The organism is Bacillus sp. A260 (assembly GCF_009861435.1).
Taxonomy (GTDB): domain Bacteria; phylum Bacillota; class Bacilli; order Bacillales; family Bacillaceae_G; genus Bacillus_A; species Bacillus_A cereus.
Genome location: NZ_CP046398.1, coordinates 4,486,973 through 4,511,095, shown reverse-complemented (window position 1 = coordinate 4,511,095; position 24,123 = coordinate 4,486,973). Strand labels below are relative to the sequence as shown.

Genomic DNA, 24,123 nt, shown 5'->3' with positions numbered 1-24,123 from the left:
CCTTTATTAATACATAAAACGATTGTGAAAACGTAGACGATCAAAAGCTTGAATAGAATCCGTATCAACGCGTTTACCGATGCGGACCATTAAACAGTTGGCAGGATGTGAACAAATTTCAGGATCGTCTGTAGCCATCCATTGTAACCCGCCAGCATTCATCATCTTCTCCATTACTTTTCGGTATTCCCACACATTCAATCCTGTTTGTTTCAAATCCCAGTGCCAATAATATTCAGTCGTCAATATAATGTAATCTTCCATATAATCGTCCATCATAGAAACCTCTAGTAAGTTCTTTCCGACAGAACTCCCGCGGAAGGCTGGGACTACTTCAATTGCTCCAAGCTCAATTAAGTTTTCCATTTTTCCTTCTGACCATCGTTCAAGTGGATCAGGATACAAGTATGTAACATATCCAACAATTGTTTGGTCATGTCTAGCAATAATGAGACGAGCTTCTGGTAATTTAGAAATTTCGACAATTGCTTTATATTGTTGCTCGGCAGGACGAAACGCAATTAAGTCTGGATGAAACTCATACATTTCTAAGTTATGTGTAGAGACAGGACCTTCAATAATTAAAGTGCCTTTCGCTGTTTTTAAGTTTCTAGCATTATATATTTTTTTATGAATCAATGTATTGCTCACCACCTTGAGGGTTTGTGAATCTATTAATATCGTACTTTATAATATATGCGATGTGAATCGAAATTTGTCATTAAAAATTTGTCTAAAAATCAACAAATATACTGAAAATTTTAAATAATGTCATTATAATAGATAATAGAATACATAGGAGGGGGATGTAAAGTATGAAAGTAGAAACGCTTCCTGTCATTAAAGGAGAAAATAATTTGCCGAATTATGATGAGGCATACGCGAATTTTAACTGGGAAGAGGTTAATAAAAACTTTACTTGGAATGAAACAGGCCGAGTAAATATGGCGTATGAGGCAATTGATAAGCATGCGAAATCCGATCGAAAGAATAAAGTAGCTCTTTATTATCAAGATGGATCGCGAAAAGAGAAATATACATTTAAGGAAATGAAGGATTTTTCTAATAAAGCAGGAAACGTCCTTAAGAATTATGGCGATGTAGAAAAAGGCGATCGCGTTTTTATTTTTATGCCACGTTCTCCAGAGTTATATTTCGCACTTTTAGGTGCAGTGAAATTAGGAGCAATTGTTGGACCGCTATTTGAAGCATTTATGGAAGGCGCAGTTCGCGATCGCTTAGAAGATAGCGAAGCAAAGGTGTTAATTACAACGCCTGAATTATTAGAGCGCGTACCATTAAATGATTTACCGGCTTTAAAAACAGTTTTCCTTGTTGGAGATAATGTAGAAGAAGGCGGTAAAACGGTAGCGTTCAATCCGTTATTTGAACAAGCTTCAAAAGAATTACATATTGAATGGTTAGGCCGTGAAGACGGTTTGATTCTACATTACACGTCTGGTTCTACTGGTAAGCCAAAAGGTGTGCTTCATGCGCAAAACGCAATGGTTCAGCACTATCAAACGGCGAAGTGGGTATTAGATTTAAAAGAAGACGATGTATATTGGTGTACTGCTGACCCGGGCTGGGTAACTGGAACAGCTTACGGTATTTTCGCACCGTGGTTAGTTGGAGCGTCAAACGTTATTTTAGGTGGACGCTTTAGTCCAGAAGCTTGGTATGAAGCACTGCAAGATTACGGTGTGACGGTTTGGTACAGCGCACCAACAGCATTCCGTATGTTAATGGGAGCTGGACAAGACGCAATTAAAAAATATGACTTATCACAAGTTCGTCACGTATTAAGCGTTGGTGAGCCGTTAAATCCAGAAGTAATTCGCTGGGGTATGAATGCATTTGGACTTCGTATTCATGATACGTGGTGGATGACAGAAACAGGTGGACAAGTAATTTGTAACTACCCTTGTATGGAAATCCGTCCAGGTTCAATGGGTAAACCAATTCCAGGTGTGAAAGCAGCGATTGTTGATAATGAAGGAAATGAAGTGCCTCCTTACACAATGGGTAACTTAGCAATTGCGAAAGGTTGGCCATCTATGATGCGCGGGATCTGGAATAACCAGCAAAAGTATGAATCTTATTTCATGCCGGGAGATTGGTACGTATCAGGTGACTCTGCCTATATGGATGAGGATGGATACTTCTGGTTCCAAGGACGTATTGACGATGTAATTATGACGTCAGGTGAGCGCGTTGGTCCGTTTGAAGTAGAAAGTAAATTAATCGAGCATGCTGCTGTTGCAGAAGCTGGTGTAATTGGTATTCCTGATCCGGTGCGCGGCGAAATTATTAAAGCATTTATCGCACTTAGAGCAGGATACGAACCATCTGATGAATTAAAAGAAGAAATTCGTCAATTTGTAAAGAAAGGCCTAGCAGCTCATGCAGCGCCACGACAAATTGAATTTAGAGATAAATTACCGAAAACGAGAAGTGGTAAAATTATGCGCCGCGTATTAAAAGCGTGGGAGCTGAATTTACCAACAGGTGACTTATCAACGATGGAAGATTAAGAGAGAAAGGTCTGAACGAAAAATGTTCAGGCCTTTCTTTTTTATGATATCATGAACTCATATATATAAGTTAAAGGGGATAGTATGATGAAAACAGAAAAGGAAAAGATGATACTAGGAGAAATGTACATACCGGCTGATCCAGTTTTAGTACAAGAAAGAGAGCAAGCACGTATATTAACGAGAAAATTAAATGATACGCCAGAAGAGCAATTGAAAGAGCGTAGCGAAATCGTAAAAGAATTATTCGGAACGACAGGAGATAATATTCATCTTGAATCTTCTTTTAGATGTGATTACGGCTATAACATTCACGTTGGCGAAAATTTTTACGCGAACTTTGACTGTACGATTTTAGACGTATGCCCGGTAACAATCGGAGTGAACTGTATGTTAGCTCCAGGTGTTCACATTTATACAGCAACGCACCCGCTTGATCCAGTAGAGCGTATAAGCGGATCAGAATACGGAAAACCAGTTACAATTGGCGATAACGTATGGATTGGCGGAAGAGCAATTATTAATCCAGGTGTAACAATTGGAGACAATGCGGTGATCGCATCTGGTGCTGTCGTAACGAAAGATGTGCCTAATAATGTAGTAGTTGGCGGGAATCCTGCAAAGATTATAAAAAAACTAAAATAATATTTGAACGAAGTGCCTTCCTCTTCTGTATACATTTATGAAAGAATAGATGAGGGAGGCTTTTATATGTCTAATAAATTACTTCTTGCGACGTTGTAAAGGATTGACAAGAAGGGAAACCTGACCTCTATTTGACACGCCTATATAAATGATGGTATAAAGAAAAGTATATGAATAATTGAGCGTGGAAAGGGAGAAGTAGTGATCATTTCCCTGTTTTAGAGAGCTGATGGCCGGTGAAAATCAGCACATAGATGATCGCGAATTACGCCCCTAGAGCATCTTTTTTCGATTGAATTGTATTCAAAAGGGAAGAGACGGTGCTAAGCCGTTATGTAAATAAGGTGGTAGGCTTTTTTTGGTCTGCAACTAGGGTGGTAACGCGATAATCAAAATCGTCCCTTATTTGAAGGGGCGATTTTTTTATGTTTTTAACCTTCACGCCAGTAATGAACTTAAAGGAGAGTATGTAGGATATGGGTATTTTACAAGATCTTGAATTTCGCGGTCTAATTAATCAGCAAACAGACGCTGAGGGCCTTGAGCAATTATTAGAAAAAGAAAGCGTTAAATTATACTGTGGTTTCGACCCGACAGCGGATAGCTTACACATCGGTCATATGTTACCAGTATTAATGTTACGTCGTTTCCAATTAGCTGGTCACCAACCAATCGCACTTGTTGGCGGTGGTACTGGTATGATCGGTGACCCAAGTGGTAAAAAAGCAGAGCGTACATTAAATACGAAAGATACAGTTGCTTACTACACAGAAAGCATTAAAAACCAACTTTCAAACTTCTTAGAGTTCGAAAACGTGGACAACCCAGCAACAATGGCTAACAACTATGACTGGCTTGGTAACTTAGATGTCATTTCATTCTTACGCGATATCGGTAAAAACTTCGGTTTAAACTATATGTTAGCAAAAGATACAGTAGCATCTCGTTTAGAAACTGGTATTTCATTTACTGAGTTTAGTTATATGATTTTACAATCATACGACTTCCTAAACTTATACCAACACCATAAGTGCCGCCTACAAATCGGTGGTAGTGACCAATGGGGTAACATTACAGCTGGTCTTGAATTAATCCGTAAATCAGAAGAAGATGCGAAAGCATTCGGTTTAACAATTCCACTTGTTACTAAATCTGACGGTACGAAGTTTGGTAAAACAGAAGGCGGCGCAATTTGGTTAGACCCAGAGAAAACAACTCCTTACGAGTTCTACCAATTCTGGATTAACACAGATGACCGTGATGTTGTTAAATACTTAAAATACTTTACATTCTTATCTCATGAAGAAATTCTTGAGCTTGAGAAACAAGTAGCTGAAGCACCAGAAAAACGTGCAGCACAAAAAGCGTTAGGTTCTGAAATGACAAAACTTGTTCATGGTGAAGAAGCATTAGAGCAAGCGATTAAAATTTCAGCTGCATTATTCAGCGGTTCTGTAGCAGAACTAACTGCAAGCGAAATCGAGCAAGGATTCAAAGACGTACCATCTGTAGAACGTACTGCAGAAGATACAGTATTAATCGACTTACTTGTAGAAAGCAAAATCTCTCCATCAAAACGTCAAGCACGTGAAGATGTAACGAACGGCGCAATCTATGTGAACGGTGAGCGTACACAAGCATTAGACTACGTTGTAACAGAAAACGACCGCATCGAAGGTAAATTCACAATCATTCGCCGCGGTAAAAAGAAATATTTCTTAATTCGTTACTAATCCGAAACGAATATAAACAAATAGTACCCCGAATTGTAGGCTGAAAAGTTTATGATTCGGGGTTTTTATGTATGGATTTAAAACGCCACATCTTTTCTTTTGAATAGAATATAAAGAATTAATATGAGCATATAAAGTAAACTCACTAGCATAACGATAAATGCTGTTGGATAAAATTTTGCTGCATATATAAAGAAGTCGATTTGATAAATATCTTCGTAATTTGAAACGGTACCTTTAAAGTAATTCGTAAATTTAGCGCTATATTTCCATTCATCAGGATCATCTATTAAATTACTTCCCTGATACCAATTAATAAGTGCGGAAGTAATAAATAGCATAAATGAACTTCCGAGTTGAACCATTTGATTTATTGTCAAAAAGAATCCACCTCCCATTTTATGGTTATTATAGCGTGCATTCATATGCTTGTAACCATTTTGTTGTAATCTCCTTTTCGAGTTCATACGGAAATCACATGTAAGCGGTATGATAAATGTATAACAACTAGAAAGGAGTGGTAAAACAAAATGTCACTAGAAGCGCTCATTATTTTTTCTTTGCTAAATGCGGGTCAGCTTGCAGAGAATTCGAAGGTGGATGTACATAAAGAGCAGAAAGATGCTTATGTATATGTTCAGAAAGAGGAAAATAAATAATTTTATTTTATATATAAACGAAAAAAGCCAATCCACAGGATTGGCTTTTTGTCATTAACGAGAGTAGAACTCTACGATTAATGCTTCGTTGATTTCAGCTGGTAACTCAGAACGCTCAGCGTGACGAGTGTAAGTAGCTTCTAATTTGTCAGCATCGAAAGTTAAGTATTCTGGTACGAAGTTGTTAACTTCGATCGCTTCTTTAACAACAACAAGGCTGTTAGATTTTTCGCGAACGCTGATAGTTTGACCAGGTTTTACACGGTAAGATGGGATATCTACGCGAGCGCCATCAACCATGATGTGACCGTGGTTTACTAATTGGCGAGCTGCACGACGAGTGCGAGCTAAGCCCATACGGTAAACTAAGTTGTCAAGACGAGCTTCAAGAAGGATCATGAAGTTTTCGCCGTGCTTACCAGGCATTTTACCTGCTTGGTCAAATGTGCGACGGAATTGACGCTCAGTCATGCCGTACATGTGACGAAGTTTTTGTTTCTCTTGTAATTGTAAACCGTATTCTGAAAGTTTCTTACGTTGGTTAGGACCGTGAGGACCTGGTGCGTAAGGGCGTTTTTCTAATTCTTTTCCTGTGCCGCTTAGAGAGATTCCAAGACGACGAGACAGTTTCCAAGCTGGACCTGTATAACGAGCCATAGTTGACTCCTCCTTTAAAAATGTTTTTATTTACGTAAAATAAAAACAGACGTAATCGATATTTACGGGCATTTTGTTTTCATGTACCTTCGCTCCAGCAGCAGGGAGTTACGAGATACACCTCCGTAGAGGAACAAAATACAAACGATAAACTCACATTACAAGGCTGCCTTTTTATTTTACACAAACGCTATTATATCTTTTACCCAGAGTTTCGTCAAGCAAGTACGTTTTTGTTTTATGCATAAAAATTTTGGAAATTAATATAAGAAGGAATTTAAAACAATATAGAAGAAGAGATAGAAACACAAATAAAACGCTTACATAAAATGAAGGGAAACGTTCATCAAATTTTTATGGATGAATATGCGGCAATAAAAACATAAGGGGGATGTTTTTATGAAAAAGAAGCATATGGAGACAGCGTTAATTCATCACGGTTATAAACCTGAGGAACATAAAGGAAGTTTAACACCACCTTTATTTCAAACTTCTACATTTACATTTGAGACTGCGCAGCAAGGAGAGGCGAGTTTTGCGGGAGTGGATCCATCTTATATTTACTCACGGCTTGGAAATCCAACTGTGAAATTATTTGAAGAACGTATGGCGGTGTTAGAAGGAGGAGAAGAGGCACTTGCCTTCGGATCTGGTATGGCAGCTATTTCAGCGACTTTAATCGGTTTTTTAAAGGCTGGAGATCATATTATTTGTTCAAATGGATTATACGGATGCACGTACGGTTTTTTAGAAGTGTTAGAAGAAAAATTTATGATTACGCATTCGTTTTGTGATATGGAGACAGAGGTTGATATTGAAAATAAAATTCGCCCAAATACAAAGCTTATTTTCGTTGAAACACCGATTAATCCGACAATGAAATTAATTGATTTAAAACAAGTGATTCGGGTTGCAAAGCGAAATGGCTTACTTGTTATTGTTGATAATACATTTTGTTCACCTTATTTACAAAGACCGCTTGAGCTTGGCTGTGACGCTGTTGTGCATAGTGCGACAAAATATATTGGTGGTCACGGTGACGTTGTAGCAGGCGTAACAATTTGTAAAACGAAAGCATTAGCTGAAAAGATTCGCCCGATGCGAAAGGATATCGGCGGTATTATGGCACCGTTTGATGCGTGGTTATTATTACGCGGGTTAAAGACGTTAGCAGTAAGAATGGATCGTCATTGTGATAATGCAGAAAAAATTGTATCGTTCCTAAGAAAACATGATGCGGTAGAAGGTGTTTGGTATCCAGAAGGGGAGTTAGCATCTCGTCAAATGAAACGCGGGGGCGGTGTTATTTCTTTTTCAGTAAAAGGCGGAAAAGAAGAGACGCAAGCGTTTATTAATGATCTTCACTTTATTACAATTGCGGTGAGTTTAGGAGATACAGAAACGTTAATTCAGCATCCAGCAACGATGACGCACGCTGCGATTCCAGCTGAACTAAGAAAAGAAATGGGCATTTTCGATAATTTAATACGCTTATCAGTCGGTTTAGAATCGTGGGAGGATATCGTTTCTGATTTAGAGCAGGCATTAAAGAAAATATCTACTGTAAATCAATGAAAAAAGAGTGAGCTATCGGTTTTGTACAGGGCGTACTAAATCGATAACTCGCTCTTTTCTTTTTACATATGTTTTAGGAGTGTTTCCACAAACTTTTCTAAATAGCGCTGATCTACTTCATCAAAACGATTCTTTTCAGGACTATCAATGTCAAGTACACCAATGACAGCTCCTTCTTTCACAATCGGTACAACGATTTCTGAATTAGAAGCACTATCGCAAGCGATGTGACCTGGGAATTGGTGAACGTCTGCTACAAGCTGTGTTGTTTTCGTTTCAGCTGCTACGCCGCAAACGCCTCGTCCAAATGGAATGCGTACGCAAGCAGGCATTCCTTGGAACGGTCCAAGGACAAGCTGATTTCCTTCTGTTACGTAAAAGCCAACCCAATTAACGCGATCTAAAAATTGGTTTAATAATGCGGACGCATTTGATAAGTTTGCGACTACGTTTGATTCGCCAGTTAATAACGCATCCAGTTGTTTAATTACTGTCTCATATTGCTGCACGCGAGATCCTGCATAACTTTCTTTAGTAAACATGGAAACAGCTCCTTTTTTATCGAGATGTGTAAAATATTAGCAAAATACGATGTATTTCACATGACTTTGTCGATAGAAAATTAAAGGAATTTGTCTTAAAAGTCAAGAAATTTAAACTATAGCTGTTCAGTGAGGGGAAGTGAGCGCATGAAGCAGACGAAACAAAAAGTAATTGATGCGGCAATATCGTTGTTTAATACGAAAGGGTATGATGGAACATCGGTGCGAGACATTGCAAAGCGAGCGGATGTGAATGTAGCGAATATTTCATATTATTTTGCTGGGAAGCAAGGTTTATTAGAACAGCTTATTACTGATTTTTTAGAAGGATATATTCATGTGATTGAAATGTCGTTTGAACAGAGAGAGTATTTGTCGGCTAAAGATGTGATGGTGCAAATGGTGCGCGGGATTTTACGATATCAATTTGAAAATAGAGAACTAACACGTTTCTTCTACCGAGAGCTTTCGCTTGATACGACATTAATTCGTGAAGTGATGACCGTTTATTTTTCTAAAGAAAGATATTATATAGAACAAATGATTAGACAAGGACAAATGAAAAAAGAATTTCAGAAAGTATCATTTACAATGTTTATGACGCAATTAAAAGGTATGATAAATATGCCGTTTTTATATCCACAATATATATCAGAAGTACTGCATTCTTTCCCGTCTGAGACATTTTTCATAGAAATGTACACGAAAGAGATTGAGCAATGGATGGAACAAGCATTATGTAAGGCGAATATGTACCATGAATGGCCAAGAGCTGTTCATATGTGAAGAATCCCCACCTAACGAACTGAGGTGGGGATTTTTATGTTTACTTTTCTTTGCCATAAATTGTTACATAATAGCGCTATAATTGTTAATGCAGCTCCAGCGATTTCAATTTTATCGACTGTATAACCTCGAAAGATAGAACCGATCAGTGCAAGGATAGGAACTAAATTCATAAATAATATGCCGTTAATAGATGAAATATAGCGATTTCCCATATTCCAGCAAAATACAGCGATAACGCCTGCGATAATCGACATATAAAAGAGCTCAAAACGAACGCTCACAACTGTACGCAGTGACGGCATAGTAACTATATTTGTGTACGTTAAGAAAGTAACAATAACGATGAGTGAAATGGAGCCAAATAAACAAGTTAATGTCGTGTACCTAAGTGGTGACCAAGATTGAAAACGAGCACCCCCGTTTGTATAAATGACCCAGCAAGTAACGCCGCATAGCATCAATATATTTGTTGATAAGTGGCTTGCAGCTCCAAATAGTAATTCAATATTTCCTTTTGAAATGACAAGCATAACACCAAGTAATGCAACGAACATACAAAGGAATGTATAGTTTTGTGGGCGGCGATTTTGGGTTATCCATTGCAGTGATAAGGCAATCAGTGGCATAAGGGATTGAATCATAGCTGCATGGATTGCTCCGGAAGGTCCGGCAAGTTGCTGTCCGTAGAAAACGAGAAAACCATACCCCGCGAAACCGACTGTCCCGTAAAAGAATAGAGAAAGTGTTCTTTTTTCTAAGCGGAGTGAAGTCTTTCCTTCAGTAATTAATAGCAAAATAAGAAAAATAATAGCTGCTGATCCATAGCGAAGCGTTGTGAAGAAGAATGGATCGATAAATTGCAGAGCACTTGCCATTACAGGAAACATAAATCCCCAGGCAGTGACGGCGAGTAAGCATAGAAAGGATCCGAGTAGCATTTGTTTTTTGTTCAAGAGTATCTTTCCCCTTTACATTTCGTTATAGTAAGTTGATGAAATAAGTATAAAGAGTAATTGTTTATAGGAGGAAATATCGATTTCTTATAACGGTTATAACTTTTTGTTAGAGGTGTGTATGATGGATTTGGAGGCAGTACGATCGTTTATTGAAGTGAAGCATACGCGAAGTTTATCAAAGGCAAGTAAGATTTTACATATATCACAACCAGCGCTTAGTAAACAAATTCAAAAGTTAGAAGCGGATTTAGAGGTTACTTTACTTAAACGTTCTGCGCAAGGAGTAGAGTTAACGGAGGCAGGAGAGTTATTTATAAAAAGAATGTTACCGATTTTGGAGCAAATAAATGAAGTGAAAACAGAAATGAGGGGGTATCAAGAGAACCGGAAGTTTTCAATTGGTATACTACCGAGTTTAGCGGAGCATTACATATCAGAATGTAAAAATATATTAGGTGATGAGTTCGAAGTGGAATGGCAAATCGGGCATACGGAAGTATTAAGAGATTTATTTAAAGCGCGGGAGATTGACGCGATGTTCATCGATTCAGTAGTAGAAGGTGCTACGTATATAAAAGAAGTGCAACAAGAGAAAATTGTTTGTGCCGTTTCAAATAATCATCCGTACAAAGAGAAGATAGTCATTCAAATAGAAGAGCTACACAATGAAAAATTAATTGTATATCCAGAAATATGTGATGTAAGGAAAATGATTATGAACATGTTTCATGAAATAGGTGTAAAACCAACTATAGCTGTGGAAACATCTTACGCAGAACCGATGCTTGCAATGGTAAAAGCTGGCCTTGGTATCACGTTACTTCCAGAAAGGGCAGTGGAGCAATCTGTAAGGCAAGGAAATGTACATGTAATTTCTGTTGAACCACCACTCATGCGGAAAATTTATTTCGTATCCCATACGAAAGATTGTTTGTTATTACAATCATTTGAGGATAGGTAGTGAGGTAGGCGGAATATTGAGAAAGATTACAATCACATTGAAAGAAACATGAAATTTTAAAAAAAACTAGGTCAAAAACAAACCATTACATGGTATGATTAGTACATTGTTAGTTGTTAAATATAGGGGAATTCCCTTTTTATACATAATGCCTTCCATTTCATAAACGGAACGGACAAAAAAAGAGATATAACTAGGAGGCTTTTTTGCATGGATTCTATCCTGACGATCGTTATCATTGTAGTAAGCTCTATTCTAGTGCTGCTCATGATAGAGCTTGTGATAAGAAATCGTTCATATAAAGATATTGAAGCACTGGAGCAGTGGAAACAAGAGATAAAAGATAAACCTGTGGCAGATGAACTAAAACGGGTAAAAGATTTAAACATGACGGGTCAAACAGAAGAACTGTTTGGTAAATGGCGTGAAGAATGGGATGAAATTGTATCAACAACCCTTCCGAAAGCTGACAAAGATTTAGCGCAAGCGCGAAAATTCGCCTCGCAATTCTCCTTCCGAAAAGCAAAGCATGCGATGAACGAATCCATAAGTGGTTTAGATGACGCTGATAATCGTATTACTGACATTTTAAATGAATTACAGCAATTGTTAGAAAGCCATGAGAAAAATAGCTCGGAAATTGAAGGGTTACGTGATACATATCGTAGTATGAAAAAGAGTGTTCTTGCTCATAGACATATGTATGGAGCAGCAGAGCAGAAAATCGAAGAGATGCTAGACGCTGAATCTGAGAAATTTAAAACCTTTGAAGAAGCAACAAACAATGGCGACTATTTAAAAGCGAGAGAAATTGTTATTAGTTTGGAAGAAGGTTTAGCAGATTTAGAAATCATTATTCACCAAATTCCAGATTTATTGGTAGAGTGTCAAGCGACGTTACCAGTTCAGCTGGAAGATTTATTACACGGACATAATGATATGGTAAGACAAGGTTATGTATTAGATTATTTGGAAGTCCCTAAAGAAGTTCGCGATATGACGAAACAACTACAAACATGTTTAATGGATATACAGGAGCTTCATATAACAGAAGCGGCTGAAAAAGTAGAAAATTTAAAAACACGTTTAGATGGCTTCTACGATCAATTGGAACAAGAAGTACATGCGAGACATTATGTGGAGCAAAAAACACTTTCTGTTTACGATGACTTAGAAGAAATGCGTATCGAAACGATTGAAACGAAAACAGAAACACAACTTGTGAAACAAAGCTATCAGTTACAAGATAAAGACATTGAGTCTCAAAAAGTAATTGAAAAGCAAATGCACATTTTAACGAAACGTTTTGAAATGCTACAATTACGCGTTGCAGAACAAGATATTGCCTTCTCTATTATTCGTGAGGAACTAGAAGAGGTTTATGAGCAATGTGAAACGTTAAAAGTACTTCATGCAGAATATAAAGAAATGCTGCAAGCGATGCGCAAAGAAGAATTTGAAGCACGTGAGAAGTTACAAGAAATGCGAAATACTATTTTCGAAACGAAACGCTTTATGCAAAAGTCGAATTTGCCAGGTCTTCCAGAGAGTATTATGGAAGATTTAAAAAGAGGGCAAATGGCAATGCAAGCTGTATATGAACAATTAGAAGTGAAGCCGTTAAATATGAACGCTGTAAATAGCAGTTTAGAAGAAGCATACACAACTGTGAACGGTGTGGCTGAAATGACAGAAGAGTTAATTGGACAAGCATATTTAGTGGAAAAATTAATTCAGTACGGTAACCGTTACCGTAGTCATGATGAAAACCTAGCAGAAAGTTTAAATTATGCTGAGAAATTATTCCGTGAATATCAATATGATGCAGCTTTAGAACAAGCGGCTTCAGTATTAGAGCAACTTGAACCTGGCGTTGTTCAAAAAATAGCTGAATATGTAGACAATGAACAAACCCTTTCATAAAAGGGTTTGTTTTTTTGTGTAATTTTGCAGACGATGTTGCTATAATGAATAGCGGAATACAGCAAGGTTATTCGTTTCAAAATAAAGTGAAACTGTAATCAGTAGGAGGATTCATCCCCATTGATTACTAGCCTTCACCAATCGGGCATTTACGGACAGCCCGACTCCTACCTAACTTCTTTGCTCTAACTGGATTTTGAGGTGAGAGTCTTATTGCCTGTTCATGCGGGATAAAGTGAAACTGTAATAGGAGGGCATCCTCGACAATTATTAGCCTTCACCAATCGAGATAAAACGGAACCTTTGCGTAGTCTTAGCGTAATGACACGTATTTATGATATGATTATACGATGTGATAGCGCTGAAAGGGGAAGAACGATGATCTATTTTGATAATAGTGCGACGACGAAGCCATATCCAGAAGCTCTTCAATCGTACGTGACGGTTGCTGGGAAATATTTTGGTAATCCTTCTTCTATTCATTCGCTTGGAGGAGAGGCAGAGCGTCTATTAACACAATCAAGAACGATTGCAGCGCAGCTTCTTCGTGTTAAACCTTCTGAAATTATTTTCACATCAGGTGGAACAGAAGGGAATAACCTTGCGATTAAAGGGATAGCGATGAGGAATCGTTCGCGTGGCAAACATATCATTACAACAAATATTGAACACGCGTCTGTGTTTGAGGCATATAAGCAATTAGAAGAACTCGGGTTTGATGTAACATATTTACCGGTTAACGAGCATGGTGTTGTGTCGGTAGAAGATGTGAAACGAGCACTTCGTGAAGATACGATTCTTGTGTCAATTATTCATGTGAACAACGAAACTGGAGCAATTCAGCCCGTTGCTGAAATTGGAACGTTATTATCGAATCATCCGAAAATAAGATTCCATGTAGATCATGTACAAGGGATAGGGAAAGTACCGCTTGATTTATATGCGTCTCATATTGATCTTTGCTCAATATCTGGACATAAATTCCACAGTGTAAAAGGAACGGGTCTTCTATATGTACGCGATGGCGTAAGATTAGATCCGATTTTATCAGGTGGTCAACAAGAGCTTAAGTATCGCTCTGGTACAGAGAATTTACCTGGCATTGTAGCGATGGTGAAAGCACTTCGCATGACAATGGAACAAGTGAAAGAAAAGGTAGCTCATTTGCAAAGTTTACAAGCAGAGCTTGTTCGTTTCTTTAAAGAGATGGAAGATGTAACGATTAACACGTCGCTTGCATATGCAGCACCGCACATTTTAAATGTATCATTTGTTGGTTTAAAACCAGAAGTAGTCGTTCATGCTTTAGAAGAACACGGTGTATATGTGTCAACGAAATCTGCTTGTTCTTCAAAAGCAAATGAAGTGAGCAGAGTGTTAGTGTCAATGGGAGTGCCGCATGCAGCAGCTGCAAGCGCTATTCGTATTAGTTTGGCACCAGAAAACACAATGGAAGAAGTAAAACAATTTGAAGGTATTGTAAAAGAGACGATGCCAAAATTATATGAAGTGATGAGGTAAAGAAATTATGTTGAAATATGAATATATTTTAGTGCGTTACGGAGAAATGACGACAAAAGGTAAGAACCGTTCTAAGTTTGTAAGCACATTAAAAGATAACGTGAAGTTCAAACTGAAAAAATTCCCAAATATTAAAATCGATGCAACACACGATCGTATGTACATCCAGTTAAATGGTGAAGATCATGAAGCAGTCTCTGAAAGATTGAAGGATGTATTTGGTATTCATAAGTTTAACTTAGCGATGAAAGTACCATCAGAATTAGAAGACATTAAAGAAGGTGCATTAGCAGCTTTCTTACAAGTAAAAGGTGATGTGAAAACATTTAAAATTACTGTACACCGTTCTTATAAGCATTTCCCAATGAGAACGATGGAATTATTACCTGAGATTGGCGGACACATTCTAGAAAATACAGAAGATATTACAGTAGATGTTCATAATCCAGATGTAAATGTACGTGTAGAGATCCGCAGTGGCTATAGCTATATCATGTGCGATGAGCGTATGGGAGCTGGCGGTTTACCAGTTGGCGTTGGCGGAAAAGTAATGGTACTTCTTTCTGGTGGTATTGATAGCCCAGTAGCAGCTTACTTAACGATGAAACGCGGCGTATCTGTGGAAGCAGTTCACTTCCATAGTCCACCTTTCACAAGTGAGCGTGCAAAACAAAAAGTAATCGATTTAGCGCAAGAGTTAACGAAGTATTGTAAACGAGTAACGCTTCACCTTGTTCCGTTTACAGAAGTGCAAAAAACGATTAATAAAGAAATCCCATCTAGCTATTCAATGACGGTTATGCGCCGTATGATGATGCGTATTACAGAACGTATTGCTGAGGAGCGTAACGCACTTGCAATTACGACTGGTGAAAGTCTTGGACAAGTAGCAAGCCAAACGTTAGATAGTATGCATACGATTAACGAAGTAACAAACTATCCAGTTATTCGTCCGCTTATTACGATGGATAAATTAGAGATTATTAAAATTGCTGAAGAAATCGGCACGTATGATATTTCAATTCGTCCATATGAAGATTGCTGTACTGTATTCACACCAGCAAGCCCAGCGACGAAGCCGAAACGTGAAAAAGCAAATCGTTTTGAAGCGAAATACGATTTCACACCATTGATCGATGAAGCTGTAGCGAACAAAGAAACAATGGTATTACAAACGGTAGAAGTAGTGGCGGAAGAAGAAAAATTTGAAGAACTTTTCTAAAACCATAAATTACCATATCTAAAACGTGTATGAAGTCATGTTATTTATCACACTCTATACTCACAAGGAGGTGATATAACATGTCACGTAGCACAAATAAATTAGCGGTTCCTGGTGCTGAATCAGCATTAGACCAAATGAAATACGAAATCGCTCAAGAGTTTGGTGTTCAACTTGGAGCTGATGCAACAGCTCGCGCTAACGGTTCTGTTGGTGGTGAAATCACTAAACGTCTAGTTTCACTAGCTGAGCAACAATTAGGCGGTTACCAAAAATAATCCCATATGATGGCTTAGAAAGAGCGGGTTCTCCCGCTCTTTCTTTTTTTGTGTTGTGTCGCTATTTGTCGGTAAGTCGATGTAATTTCGTTTACTAATTCGACAGAACTGAAAAATTTGTCAAAAGAAGAGGGTTCAAAATTAACTGAAAATTCTTTATTATATAAAGGAGGCATAAAGAAAAGGGAGGATATTTTATGAAGCGAGAAGAATTGTTGGCGCCACCGTCTTATAATTTAGTTTCTGAAATAGAGAAATATACAGGTGATAAAGGGAAGTTAGCTTTAATTTGGCAAGATGATAAAGGGAATCGAAGGGAAGTTACATACGCTGAATTAATGCAAGGTGCGAATAAAATTGGAAACGCTTTTATAAAAAGTGGTTTGCAAAAAGGGGACAAGCTTCTCATTATGATGCCGCGTTTAATTGAAGCGTACATGACGTATATTGCTGCTATTAAAGCAGGATTTGTCGTAATTCCAAGCTCGGAAATGTTACGTAAAAAAGATATAGAATATCGAATTGGACATGGAGAAGTAAAAGCGATAGTAAGCTATGAGCCGTATATTAGGCAGTTTGATGATATAGAAGCGATGGAATCTCTTCGAAAATTTGTCCTGAGCGAGCAGTCAGTAGATGGATGGGTTAATTTAAAAACAGCGTTAGAAACAGAGAGTGACATGTTAGAAATGGCGAAGACAGATAAAGAAGATATGGTCTTTTTATCTTACACGTCAGGAACGACAGGAAATCCAAAAGGTGTCGTTCATACACATGCGTGGGCATACGCTCATTTACGTACGAGCGCTCCAAATTGGCTCGGAATTGAAGAGAATGATATTGTATGGGCAACAGCTAGTCCAGGCTGGCAAAAGTGGATTTGGAGCCCGTTTTTAGCAACTTTAGGATCAGGGGCAACAGGGTTTGTATATCACGGTAAGTTTGAACCGAAAACGTACCTAAACTTATTAGACGATAATAAGGTGAATGTACTTTGTTGTACACCGACTGAGTATAGATTAATGGCAAAGGTAGAAGATTTAAGCCAGTACAATTTAGAGGCATTACATAGCGCTGTATCGGCAGGTGAGCCGTTAAATAGAGAAGTCATTGAAACGTTCAAAAAGCACTTTCATATTACAGTGAGAGACGGCTATGGGCAAACGGAAAATACATTACTTGTTGGTGTAATGAAAGGGATGGATATTAGACCAGGATCAATGGGGAAACCAACGCCAGGTAACCACGTCGATATCGTAAATGAGGAAGGTACTCCAGTTAAAGTAGGCGAGGTTGGTGATATTGCAGTTCACATTGAAACGCCAGCCCTCTTTAAACAATATTACAAAGACGATGAACGTACAGCGATGCAATTCCGCGGTGATTATTATATTACAGGGGATAAAGCGAAGAAAGATGAAGACGGCTACTTCTGGTTTGAAGGGCGCGGTGATGATATCATTATTAGTTCTGGTTATACAATCGGGCCGTTTGAAGTAGAGGATGCTCTTGTAAAACATCCGTACGTAAGAGAATGTGCAGTTGTCGCAAGTCCTGATGAAATTCGTGGAAGTGTCGTGAAGGCATTTATCGTATTAAGAGAGAATATAGAAAAGAACGAAGAAACATTAATTCCAACACTCCAACAACACGTCAAAGAACTCACTGCACCATATAAATACCCTCGCAAAATTGAATTTGTAGATGAACTACCAAAAACGATTTCTGGAAAAATTCGCCGTATTGAACTTAGAAAACAAGAGATGGAGATTCCGTCAAAATAATTTTGAAAACAGTGAAGTAAATAGTTGAATGAAATGCAAAACAATGATAATATAAAAACGAACACAAGTTCGATTTTATAAACTTAAAAAAGAGGTGTCCGTATGATTTTAGGTATTAATCCGTACTTAGTTTTAGATGGTAGTGGGCAAGAAGCTGTACAGTTTTATAAAGAGGCTTTAGATGCAAAAGTAGAAGTTATGCAAACTTTTGGTGACATGCCTGAAAATCCAGAATACCCGATTCCAGCTGAAGCGAAAGAGCGCGTTTTACACGCTACTTTAAAAGTTGGTAATACGGATCTTATGATTTCTGATACATTCCCAGGTCAAGGGCATGCAATCGGATCTCAAGTAACAATCGCAATTCAAATTAGTAATGCAGAAAAAGCAAAAGAAGTATTCGATAAGTTACAAGAAGGTGGAGAAGTTATCATGCCACTTCAAGAAACATTCTGGAGCCCAGCATACGGACAAGTAAAAGATAAATTTAATATTGAATGGCAAGTTACAACATCTACTACTGAACAAAAGTAATTTTTAGAAAAGCACCATGTTTTGAAATGGTGCTTTTTTTTATACAATAAAAAATAAAGGAGATGGGATATATGGGAGAAATTTGGTATGGCGGCACCATTTACACAGTGAGAGAAGAAAATGAAAAAGTGGACGCTGTTTACATTGAAAACGGTACGATCGTTGATGTTGGAAGTAAAGAAGAGTTAGAAAACCAATATGCCGCGGTTACATTGCACGATTTAAAAGGCAAAACGATGATTCCAGGTCTCGTTGATAGCCACATGCACCTTATTGGGCATGGGGAGAGATTGCTTCGTTTAGATTTATCAAATTGCACATCTTATGGCGAAGTGCTTACTCTTGTTCAGAAGCGAGTGGAAGAAGCTCCAAAGGGCTCTTGGATTATTGGAGAAGGATGGAATGAAAATAACTTTACAGATACAAAAGATGTTCACGCGCGTGATTTAGATGAAATTTCGAAAGAACATCCCATTTTACTAAAGAGAGTTTGTCGTCACGTTACATGGGTGAATGCATACATACTGCAAGAAGCGAATATAACAGCAGCGACAGAAGATCCAAAAGGCGGGAAAATTGGTAGGGATTCATCAAATAAGTTAACAGGGCTTTTATATGAACAAGGGCAAGAATTAATTAAACATGTTCAGCCAGAAATTGATGAAGCTTATTTACAAAGAGCTCTGCAAACAGCGATTAAAGATTGCTGGAAATACGGACTTGTTGGCGGGCATACGGAAGATTTAAATTATTATGGTGGTTTTAGAAAAACATATAATGCGTTTTCTCACGTTATAAAAGAAATGCCATTTAAAGCCCATTTGCTCGTTCACCATGAAGTAGCACATGAACGAAAAGAATATGAAAATGAACATTGTATTGAATTTGGAGCAATGAAAATTTTCTCTGACGGTTCTTTTGGCGGAAGAACAGCATTATTAAGTGAACCGTATGAAGATGCGAAGGAAACAAATGGAGTTGCGATTTTCTCACGTGAAGAACTTGCGGAATTAGTAAAGAAAGCACGAGATCTACATATGCCAGTTGCGATTCATACTATCGGTGACTTATCGCTTGAATATGTCATTGATGCACTCGAATTATATCCACCAGCAGAAGGGGTGCGTGACCGCATTATTCATTGTCAGCTTGCTCGTGAAGAGTTGATAGAAAGAATGAAAAACTTGCAAGCCATTATCGATATACAGCCAGTCTTTCTTTCATCAGATTTTCCGTCAGTCATTGAAAAACTAGGCGAGCACCGTCTTCGTTATGCGTACGCTTGGAAGACGTTACTGGAGGCAGGATTACACTGCAACGGTGGCTCAGATGCTCCTATTGAACAAGTGAATCCGTTTCTAGGCATATATAGCGCTGTTACACGTAGAAGTTTTATTGACGGTATATGCTATATGCCTGAGGAAAGATTAACGGTTTATGAGGCTGTTTCTTTATTTACAACAGGAAGTGCCTATGCAATCGGAAAAGAAGCGAAGCGAGGGCAAATTGCAAAAGGATATGAAGCAGATTTTACAATATTAGACCGCAATATTTTTGAAATTGAGGCAGAAGAAATAAAAGAAGTACAAGCAGAAATGACCGTAATAGATGGCCAAGTTGTCTATAGAAAAGATGCGTAAAAATATATGAGCAGTTTTCGGAATATATCGAATTACCGACAAAAACTGACAAGAATAACGGCCGGATAGTAAGAGAGTATTGTTCGCGTCAATCGGGGGAAATAAATAACCGCAGAATTATGGAATTTCATAATTCTGCGGTTATTTTAATCTTATAAAAACGTTCTCTGTACTTTTTCCCAGAAAGAATTGTTTTTTAATTTAACTGTTTTAATTTGTTTATCGCTTAAGCGTACAACAGCTTTTTCCACTTGTTTAATGCTAAGCGCTTCGTTATCCATGCCGATAACAGGATAATCGTTACCGTCTGGTCTTAGTTTTAAAGTTAATGTACGTTCGTGATTTAAAATGAAAGGTGAACCGAGCGTACGGTAAGTGTTGTTGTTTAAAGATGCTAGTTCGCTTACTTGGAAACATGGGATAAGCGGGTCAACAACTGCACCATGCAATGATTTATTGTAAGCAGTACTTCCTGTTGGGGTAGAAACAACTAAACCGTCCCCTCTAAATGTTTCGAAATATAAATCATCAACATGAACATCTACAACGAATGTTTTAATAATGCTAGAACGTAATGAGAACTCATTTAAACAATGGAAAGATGTACTGCCATCTACATCTACCTGAATTGTTGGATATTTTCGCACTTCAATTTCATTTTTTGTAATTTCTTGAAGGGCTGTATCAACGTGATCAATATGGAAATCGCAGTAGAACGAAATTTCATCTTTCGTAGAAATCCCTGCATATAAGCAATCTTCCCTAAAACCAGTTTTACGAACGGCTTGTAAGAAGGTTGCATCATCTCCAACACTGACGATAGCGTTTGCATTTTTTGGATGATCTAATATGGTAAATCCATTCTCTTCTAAAATACGATAGATTGGTTTCATTTTTTCAACGAGCGTTGCTTTGTCATCACCATAAAAGAAAAATAAATTGCGACGATCTGCCATTATGTATCCCTCCACTGCAGTTAAATTTTCTGTTTTTCGTGCTACATATCATTAGAGTCCGTTCCCTGATGATATGTTCAAATAATATATTTCGATATAAATTGTCAAAATACCTTTTTATTTTTAGAAAAATTTTTATATTCAATCTTATAAAACTCTGTTTAACGATGAATAAACTTGTCGATAATGGGTACGGAGTGAAAGGATGATACGTATGAAGTGGCTCGTAATTGGAATAATAATTCTTCTTCTTTTTATTTTGTTTATACTATTGTCGAAAATAAAGCTTAAGGTGACATTTTTATATTCAGAAATGGAAAAGCAATGTTTGCTTCAAGTGAAAATATGGATGATTCGATATACATTTGATGTGTTGGAAAGAATTGAAAAACAGCAGAAAAAGACAGGACAGAAAATCGAAAAAGCTGAAGAGGACGGCGGACTCGATAATAAAATTATGGCGCAACTTGACAGCATTGGTGAACTGATAAAAAAGCTTCAAGAAGTTCATACTATTGTTAAAGATTTTCTCAAACGAGTGAAAATCAATGGTTGGAAATGGCATACACAAATTGGAGCAGGCGATGCAGCTAGTACTGGAATTGTCACTGGATATGCTTGGGGGACAAAAGGTATGGCTGCTGGAGTTGTCGGACAATATATGCATATTGTCGACGTACCAGAATTTGAAATTACCCCAGTTTTTCAAGGGAAAGGATTTGCATCAAGATGCGAGTTAACAGCATCTTTTCGTATATTCCGCGCTATAAAAACTGGCGTCAAATTACTCGTATTTATGAGAAGACAAAGATCTGGTATGACAGAAAAATCTGTTCAAGCATAGGGGGGATATAGAATGGACCATCCAATTCAAGGTTTAATGACAACAGCAATGCAGCATTTAAAACAAATGACTGATGTAAATACAATTGTTGGTGACCCAATTAAAGCGGCAGATGGAAGCGTAATTCTTACAGTTTCGAAAGTAAGTTTCGGATTTGCTGCTGGTGGAAGTGAATTTGGTAAAGTAGAACATTCAGGCCGTCATCCATTTGGCGGGGGAAGTGGTGGAGGAGTTTCTATTAATCCTGTTGCCTTTCTTGTTATAAATGGAGATGGTGTGAAAGTATTGCACTTAGATAAACAAACACACGTCATCGATAAAATAATTGAATTAGCGCCACAAGCTGTTGATAAAGTGAAAGAAATGATGGATAAACGAAAAGAAGATGATCCTGAATTTCAAATTTAACGAATAAAGAAGCTAATCAATAGGTTAGCTTCTTTAATTTTTTTGTAAATAAAGCGATTTTATTTGCATTATCGATAGGGACAAACTATCATTTACATTGTACATATTTTGTTTAAATAAGGGAGGATTTTCAAGTGGCAAACGTAACTTTTAAAGGTAATCCAATGACTTTAGTTGGAACAGAAGTTAAAGTTGGCGATCAAGCGCCAAACTTCCAAGTATTAGCAAACGACTTATCTCCAGTAAGTTTAGAAACATACAAAGGTGAAGTGAAATTAATTAGTGTTGTACCTTCAATCGACACAGGTGTGTGTGATGCACAAACACGTCGTTTTAACCAAGATGCAGCAGGTATTGAAAACGCGAAAGTATTAACAATTAGCGCTGATTTACCATTCGCTCAAAAACGCTGGTGTGCAGCAAACGGTTTAGAAAATGTTGTTACACTTTCTGACCACCGCGACCTTTCATTCGGTGAAGCTTATGGCTTAGTAATGAAAGAGCTTCGTTTACTTGCTCGTGCAGTATTCGTAGTAGATAGCAATGACAAAGTAGTTTACGCAGAATACGTAAGCGAAGGTACAAGCCATCCAAACTATGAAGCAGCATTAGAAGCAGCTAAATCTGCGAAGTAATGTGATGAAAATGACCTCTTATAAAGAGGTCGTTTTTTCTCATATATTGCTCTGTAACAGCATCGATATATGAGAAAAAACGTTATATCATATATAACTAAAGGGGAGCTCTTTACAGGAGGTCGCTTTTTCTTTTTGGAAAAAATCACTTTGTGGTATGATATAAGTTATGTGTAAAAGAGAGAAGGAGGAATGTACGTGAGTCAGACAGTAGAAACATTATTTTCTATTTTTGATTCTTCTGCGGTAGTTTTACGTAAAGAATTAGATGTAACATATTTAGAGGCGCTTGTAGAAACAGGTGATAACTTGTTTGAGGGAGCGATTTTACAAGAGGAATTATCCGAATCAGCAATTGAAAGGCTGAATCGTGAATATAGTACGTTTAATGAAGAAACATATAAAGGTGAAGAAATTCGTAAAGCATTTCAGTTAGCCATCTTAAAAGGAATGAAAGAAGGCGTACAAGCGAATCATGAAATGACGCCTGATGCAGTTGGAATGTTCATGAGTTACTTATTCCATAAATTTATGCAAGGTCAAAACGAGATCACAGTTTTAGATCCTGCAATTGGAACAGGTAATTTAATGACTACAGTGTTTAATAGCGCCAAAGAAGGACTAACAATGAGTGGATTTGGTGTAGAAGTGGATGAAGTGCTAATTAAACTTGCTTTAGTAAATGCAAATTTACAAAAGCATGCAATCGAATTCTTCCATCAAGATGGACTAGCACCACTTTATATCGATCCAGTTGATGCAGTCGTTTCAGACTTACCGGTTGGTTATTATCCAAACGAAATCGGTGCAAGTGAATATAAATTAAAAGCAGATGAAGGAATGTCGTATGCCCATCACTTATTTATTGAACAAAGTGTGAAACATACGAAAGAGGGCGGTTACTTATTCTTCTTAGTACCAAACTTCATTTTTGAAAGTGACCAGGCACCAAAATTACATGCATTTATTAAAGAAACATGCTTTATTCAAGGGTTATTACAGCTTCCTGTTTCCATGTTTAAAAACGAGAAAAATGCAAAAAGTATATTTGTTCTCCAAAAGAAAGGCGCTAATGTAACAATGCCAAAACAGGCGTTATTAGTGGAGTTGCCTAAATTCTCTAACATGAAGGCGATGGAAGACATTATGGATCAATTAAATACTTGGTTTGCAACACATAAATAAAGCTGGGTATATGTAACAGCATTAGTGATTCATGTAGTACAGTTTTATATAATATGTCATATTTTTAAATATATACAAGATTTAACTGAATTTTTTTGAAATCTGTAATATATATTTTTTCTTGGTGTTACAATTTTTTCAC

24 protein-coding genes and 1 other annotated feature are annotated in these 24,123 nt (G+C 37.5%); of the genes, 18 read left to right on the top strand and 6 right to left on the bottom strand.

Annotated features, from left to right (window positions below; all coding sequences use genetic code 11):
• Positions 1-6: 6 nt before the first annotated feature.
• Entirely contained in the window at positions 7-639 is a 633-nt protein-coding gene (acuA, locus tag GD442_RS22880) for an acetoin utilization protein acetyltransferase AcuA (protein WP_000581388.1), read from the bottom strand.
• Between the two features lie 176 nt (positions 640-815).
• On the opposite strand from acuA, the gene acsA reads away from it, so the two are divergent.
• From acsA to tyrS, 3 genes are all read left to right on the top strand, one after another.
• Positions 816-2,534, top strand: coding sequence for an acetate--CoA ligase (gene acsA / locus GD442_RS22875; RefSeq protein ID WP_000862049.1), 1,719 nt, complete (start codon positions 816-818; stop codon positions 2,532-2,534).
• An 84-nt stretch (positions 2,535-2,618) separates the two neighbouring features.
• On the top strand, positions 2,619-3,179 hold the full coding sequence (locus tag GD442_RS22870; protein ID WP_002026426.1) for a maltose acetyltransferase domain-containing protein: 561 nt from the start codon (positions 2,619-2,621) through the stop codon (positions 3,177-3,179).
• Positions 3,180-3,355: 176 nt separating this feature from the next.
• Positions 3,356-3,585, top strand: a binding site (T-box leader).
• A 70-nt stretch (positions 3,586-3,655) separates the two neighbouring features.
• On the top strand, positions 3,656-4,912 hold the full coding sequence (tyrS, locus tag GD442_RS22865) for a tyrosine--tRNA ligase (RefSeq protein WP_000512076.1): 1,257 nt from the start codon (positions 3,656-3,658) through the stop codon (positions 4,910-4,912).
• A 77-nt stretch (positions 4,913-4,989) separates the two neighbouring features.
• Here tyrS and GD442_RS22860 read toward each other — a convergent pair whose 3' ends face one another.
• Positions 4,990-5,337 (bottom strand): YjdJ family protein, encoded by a 348-nt coding sequence (locus tag GD442_RS22860; protein WP_000994182.1) that lies wholly within the window; start codon positions 5,335-5,337, stop codon positions 4,990-4,992.
• A gap of 105 nt (positions 5,338-5,442) precedes the next feature.
• Here GD442_RS22860 and GD442_RS22855 point away from each other — a divergent pair, with 105 nt between their 5' ends.
• Positions 5,443-5,571, top strand: coding sequence for a hypothetical protein (locus GD442_RS22855; protein WP_000050944.1), 129 nt, complete (start codon positions 5,443-5,445; stop codon positions 5,569-5,571).
• 54 nt (positions 5,572-5,625) lie between these two features.
• Here the strand turns inward: GD442_RS22855 and rpsD are convergent, their stop codons facing one another.
• Complete coding sequence (gene rpsD, locus GD442_RS22850; RefSeq protein WP_000135317.1) at positions 5,626-6,228, bottom strand: 30S ribosomal protein S4; 603 nt, start codon at positions 6,226-6,228, stop codon at positions 5,626-5,628.
• A 399-nt stretch (positions 6,229-6,627) separates the two neighbouring features.
• Here rpsD and megL point away from each other — a divergent pair, with 399 nt between their 5' ends.
• On the top strand, positions 6,628-7,803 hold the full coding sequence (gene megL / locus GD442_RS22845; protein WP_063220471.1) for a methionine gamma-lyase: 1,176 nt from the start codon (positions 6,628-6,630) through the stop codon (positions 7,801-7,803).
• A 62-nt stretch (positions 7,804-7,865) separates the two neighbouring features.
• On the opposite strand, the gene GD442_RS22840 is transcribed toward megL, so the two are convergent.
• Positions 7,866-8,345: a GAF domain-containing protein gene (locus tag GD442_RS22840; protein ID WP_000494340.1), complete on the bottom strand. Its 480-nt coding sequence runs from the start codon at positions 8,343-8,345 to the stop codon at positions 7,866-7,868.
• A gap of 147 nt (positions 8,346-8,492) precedes the next feature.
• Here GD442_RS22840 and refZ point away from each other — a divergent pair, with 147 nt between their 5' ends.
• Entirely contained in the window at positions 8,493-9,131 is a 639-nt protein-coding gene (gene refZ / locus GD442_RS22835) for a forespore capture DNA-binding protein RefZ (RefSeq protein ID WP_000814918.1), read from the top strand.
• An 11-nt stretch (positions 9,132-9,142) separates the two neighbouring features.
• On the opposite strand, the gene GD442_RS22830 is transcribed toward refZ, so the two are convergent.
• Positions 9,143-10,087: a DMT family transporter gene (locus GD442_RS22830; protein ID WP_061457762.1), complete on the bottom strand. Its 945-nt coding sequence runs from the start codon at positions 10,085-10,087 to the stop codon at positions 9,143-9,145.
• Between the two features lie 124 nt (positions 10,088-10,211).
• Here GD442_RS22830 and GD442_RS22825 point away from each other — a divergent pair, with 124 nt between their 5' ends.
• The 8 genes from GD442_RS22825 (at position 10,212) to GD442_RS22790 (ending at position 19,953) form a co-directional block, all read left to right on the top strand.
• Positions 10,212-11,051: a LysR family transcriptional regulator gene (locus GD442_RS22825; protein WP_079004424.1), complete on the top strand. Its 840-nt coding sequence runs from the start codon at positions 10,212-10,214 to the stop codon at positions 11,049-11,051.
• Positions 11,052-11,261: 210 nt separating this feature from the next.
• Entirely contained in the window at positions 11,262-12,974 is a 1,713-nt protein-coding gene (ezrA, locus tag GD442_RS22820; RefSeq protein ID WP_000377303.1) for a septation ring formation regulator EzrA, read from the top strand.
• Positions 12,975-13,352: 378 nt separating this feature from the next.
• The gene (locus GD442_RS22815) at positions 13,353-14,495 is read left to right on the top strand and encodes a cysteine desulfurase family protein (protein WP_000638992.1); all 1,143 of its coding nucleotides are present in this window, start codon (positions 13,353-13,355) and stop codon (positions 14,493-14,495) included.
• A gap of 7 nt (positions 14,496-14,502) precedes the next feature.
• A complete protein-coding gene (gene thiI, locus GD442_RS22810) occupies positions 14,503-15,717 on the top strand; it encodes a tRNA uracil 4-sulfurtransferase ThiI (protein ID WP_000922337.1) in 1,215 nt (404 codons plus the stop codon).
• 80 nt (positions 15,718-15,797) lie between these two features.
• A complete protein-coding gene (locus tag GD442_RS22805; protein ID WP_000091640.1) occupies positions 15,798-15,995 on the top strand; it encodes an alpha/beta-type small acid-soluble spore protein in 198 nt (65 codons plus the stop codon).
• Between the two features lie 197 nt (positions 15,996-16,192).
• A complete protein-coding gene (gene mbcS, locus GD442_RS22800; protein ID WP_000817773.1) occupies positions 16,193-17,779 on the top strand; it encodes an acyl-CoA synthetase MbcS in 1,587 nt (528 codons plus the stop codon).
• Positions 17,780-17,881: 102 nt separating this feature from the next.
• Positions 17,882-18,313, top strand: coding sequence for a VOC family protein (locus GD442_RS22795; protein WP_000600350.1), 432 nt, complete (start codon positions 17,882-17,884; stop codon positions 18,311-18,313).
• 71 nt (positions 18,314-18,384) lie between these two features.
• The gene (locus tag GD442_RS22790; protein ID WP_000504018.1) at positions 18,385-19,953 is read left to right on the top strand and encodes an amidohydrolase; all 1,569 of its coding nucleotides are present in this window, start codon (positions 18,385-18,387) and stop codon (positions 19,951-19,953) included.
• 152 nt (positions 19,954-20,105) lie between these two features.
• Here GD442_RS22790 and GD442_RS22785 read toward each other — a convergent pair whose 3' ends face one another.
• Positions 20,106-20,909, bottom strand: a complete 804-nt coding sequence (locus GD442_RS22785) for an NAD kinase (protein WP_000785177.1) — start codon at positions 20,907-20,909, stop codon at positions 20,106-20,108.
• A gap of 205 nt (positions 20,910-21,114) precedes the next feature.
• On the opposite strand from GD442_RS22785, the gene GD442_RS22780 reads away from it, so the two are divergent.
• From GD442_RS22780 to GD442_RS22765, 4 genes are all read left to right on the top strand, one after another.
• On the top strand, positions 21,115-21,753 hold the full coding sequence (locus GD442_RS22780) for a DUF2953 domain-containing protein (RefSeq protein WP_002164419.1): 639 nt from the start codon (positions 21,115-21,117) through the stop codon (positions 21,751-21,753).
• A 12-nt stretch (positions 21,754-21,765) separates the two neighbouring features.
• Positions 21,766-22,161: a GerW family sporulation protein gene (gene ytfJ, locus GD442_RS22775; RefSeq protein ID WP_000350003.1), complete on the top strand. Its 396-nt coding sequence runs from the start codon at positions 21,766-21,768 to the stop codon at positions 22,159-22,161.
• Positions 22,162-22,295: 134 nt separating this feature from the next.
• Positions 22,296-22,796, top strand: a complete 501-nt coding sequence (gene tpx, locus GD442_RS22770) for a thiol peroxidase (protein WP_000024525.1) — start codon at positions 22,296-22,298, stop codon at positions 22,794-22,796.
• 198 nt (positions 22,797-22,994) lie between these two features.
• Positions 22,995-23,981: a class I SAM-dependent methyltransferase gene (locus GD442_RS22765; protein ID WP_000084367.1), complete on the top strand. Its 987-nt coding sequence runs from the start codon at positions 22,995-22,997 to the stop codon at positions 23,979-23,981.
• Positions 23,982-24,123 lie beyond the last annotated feature (142 nt).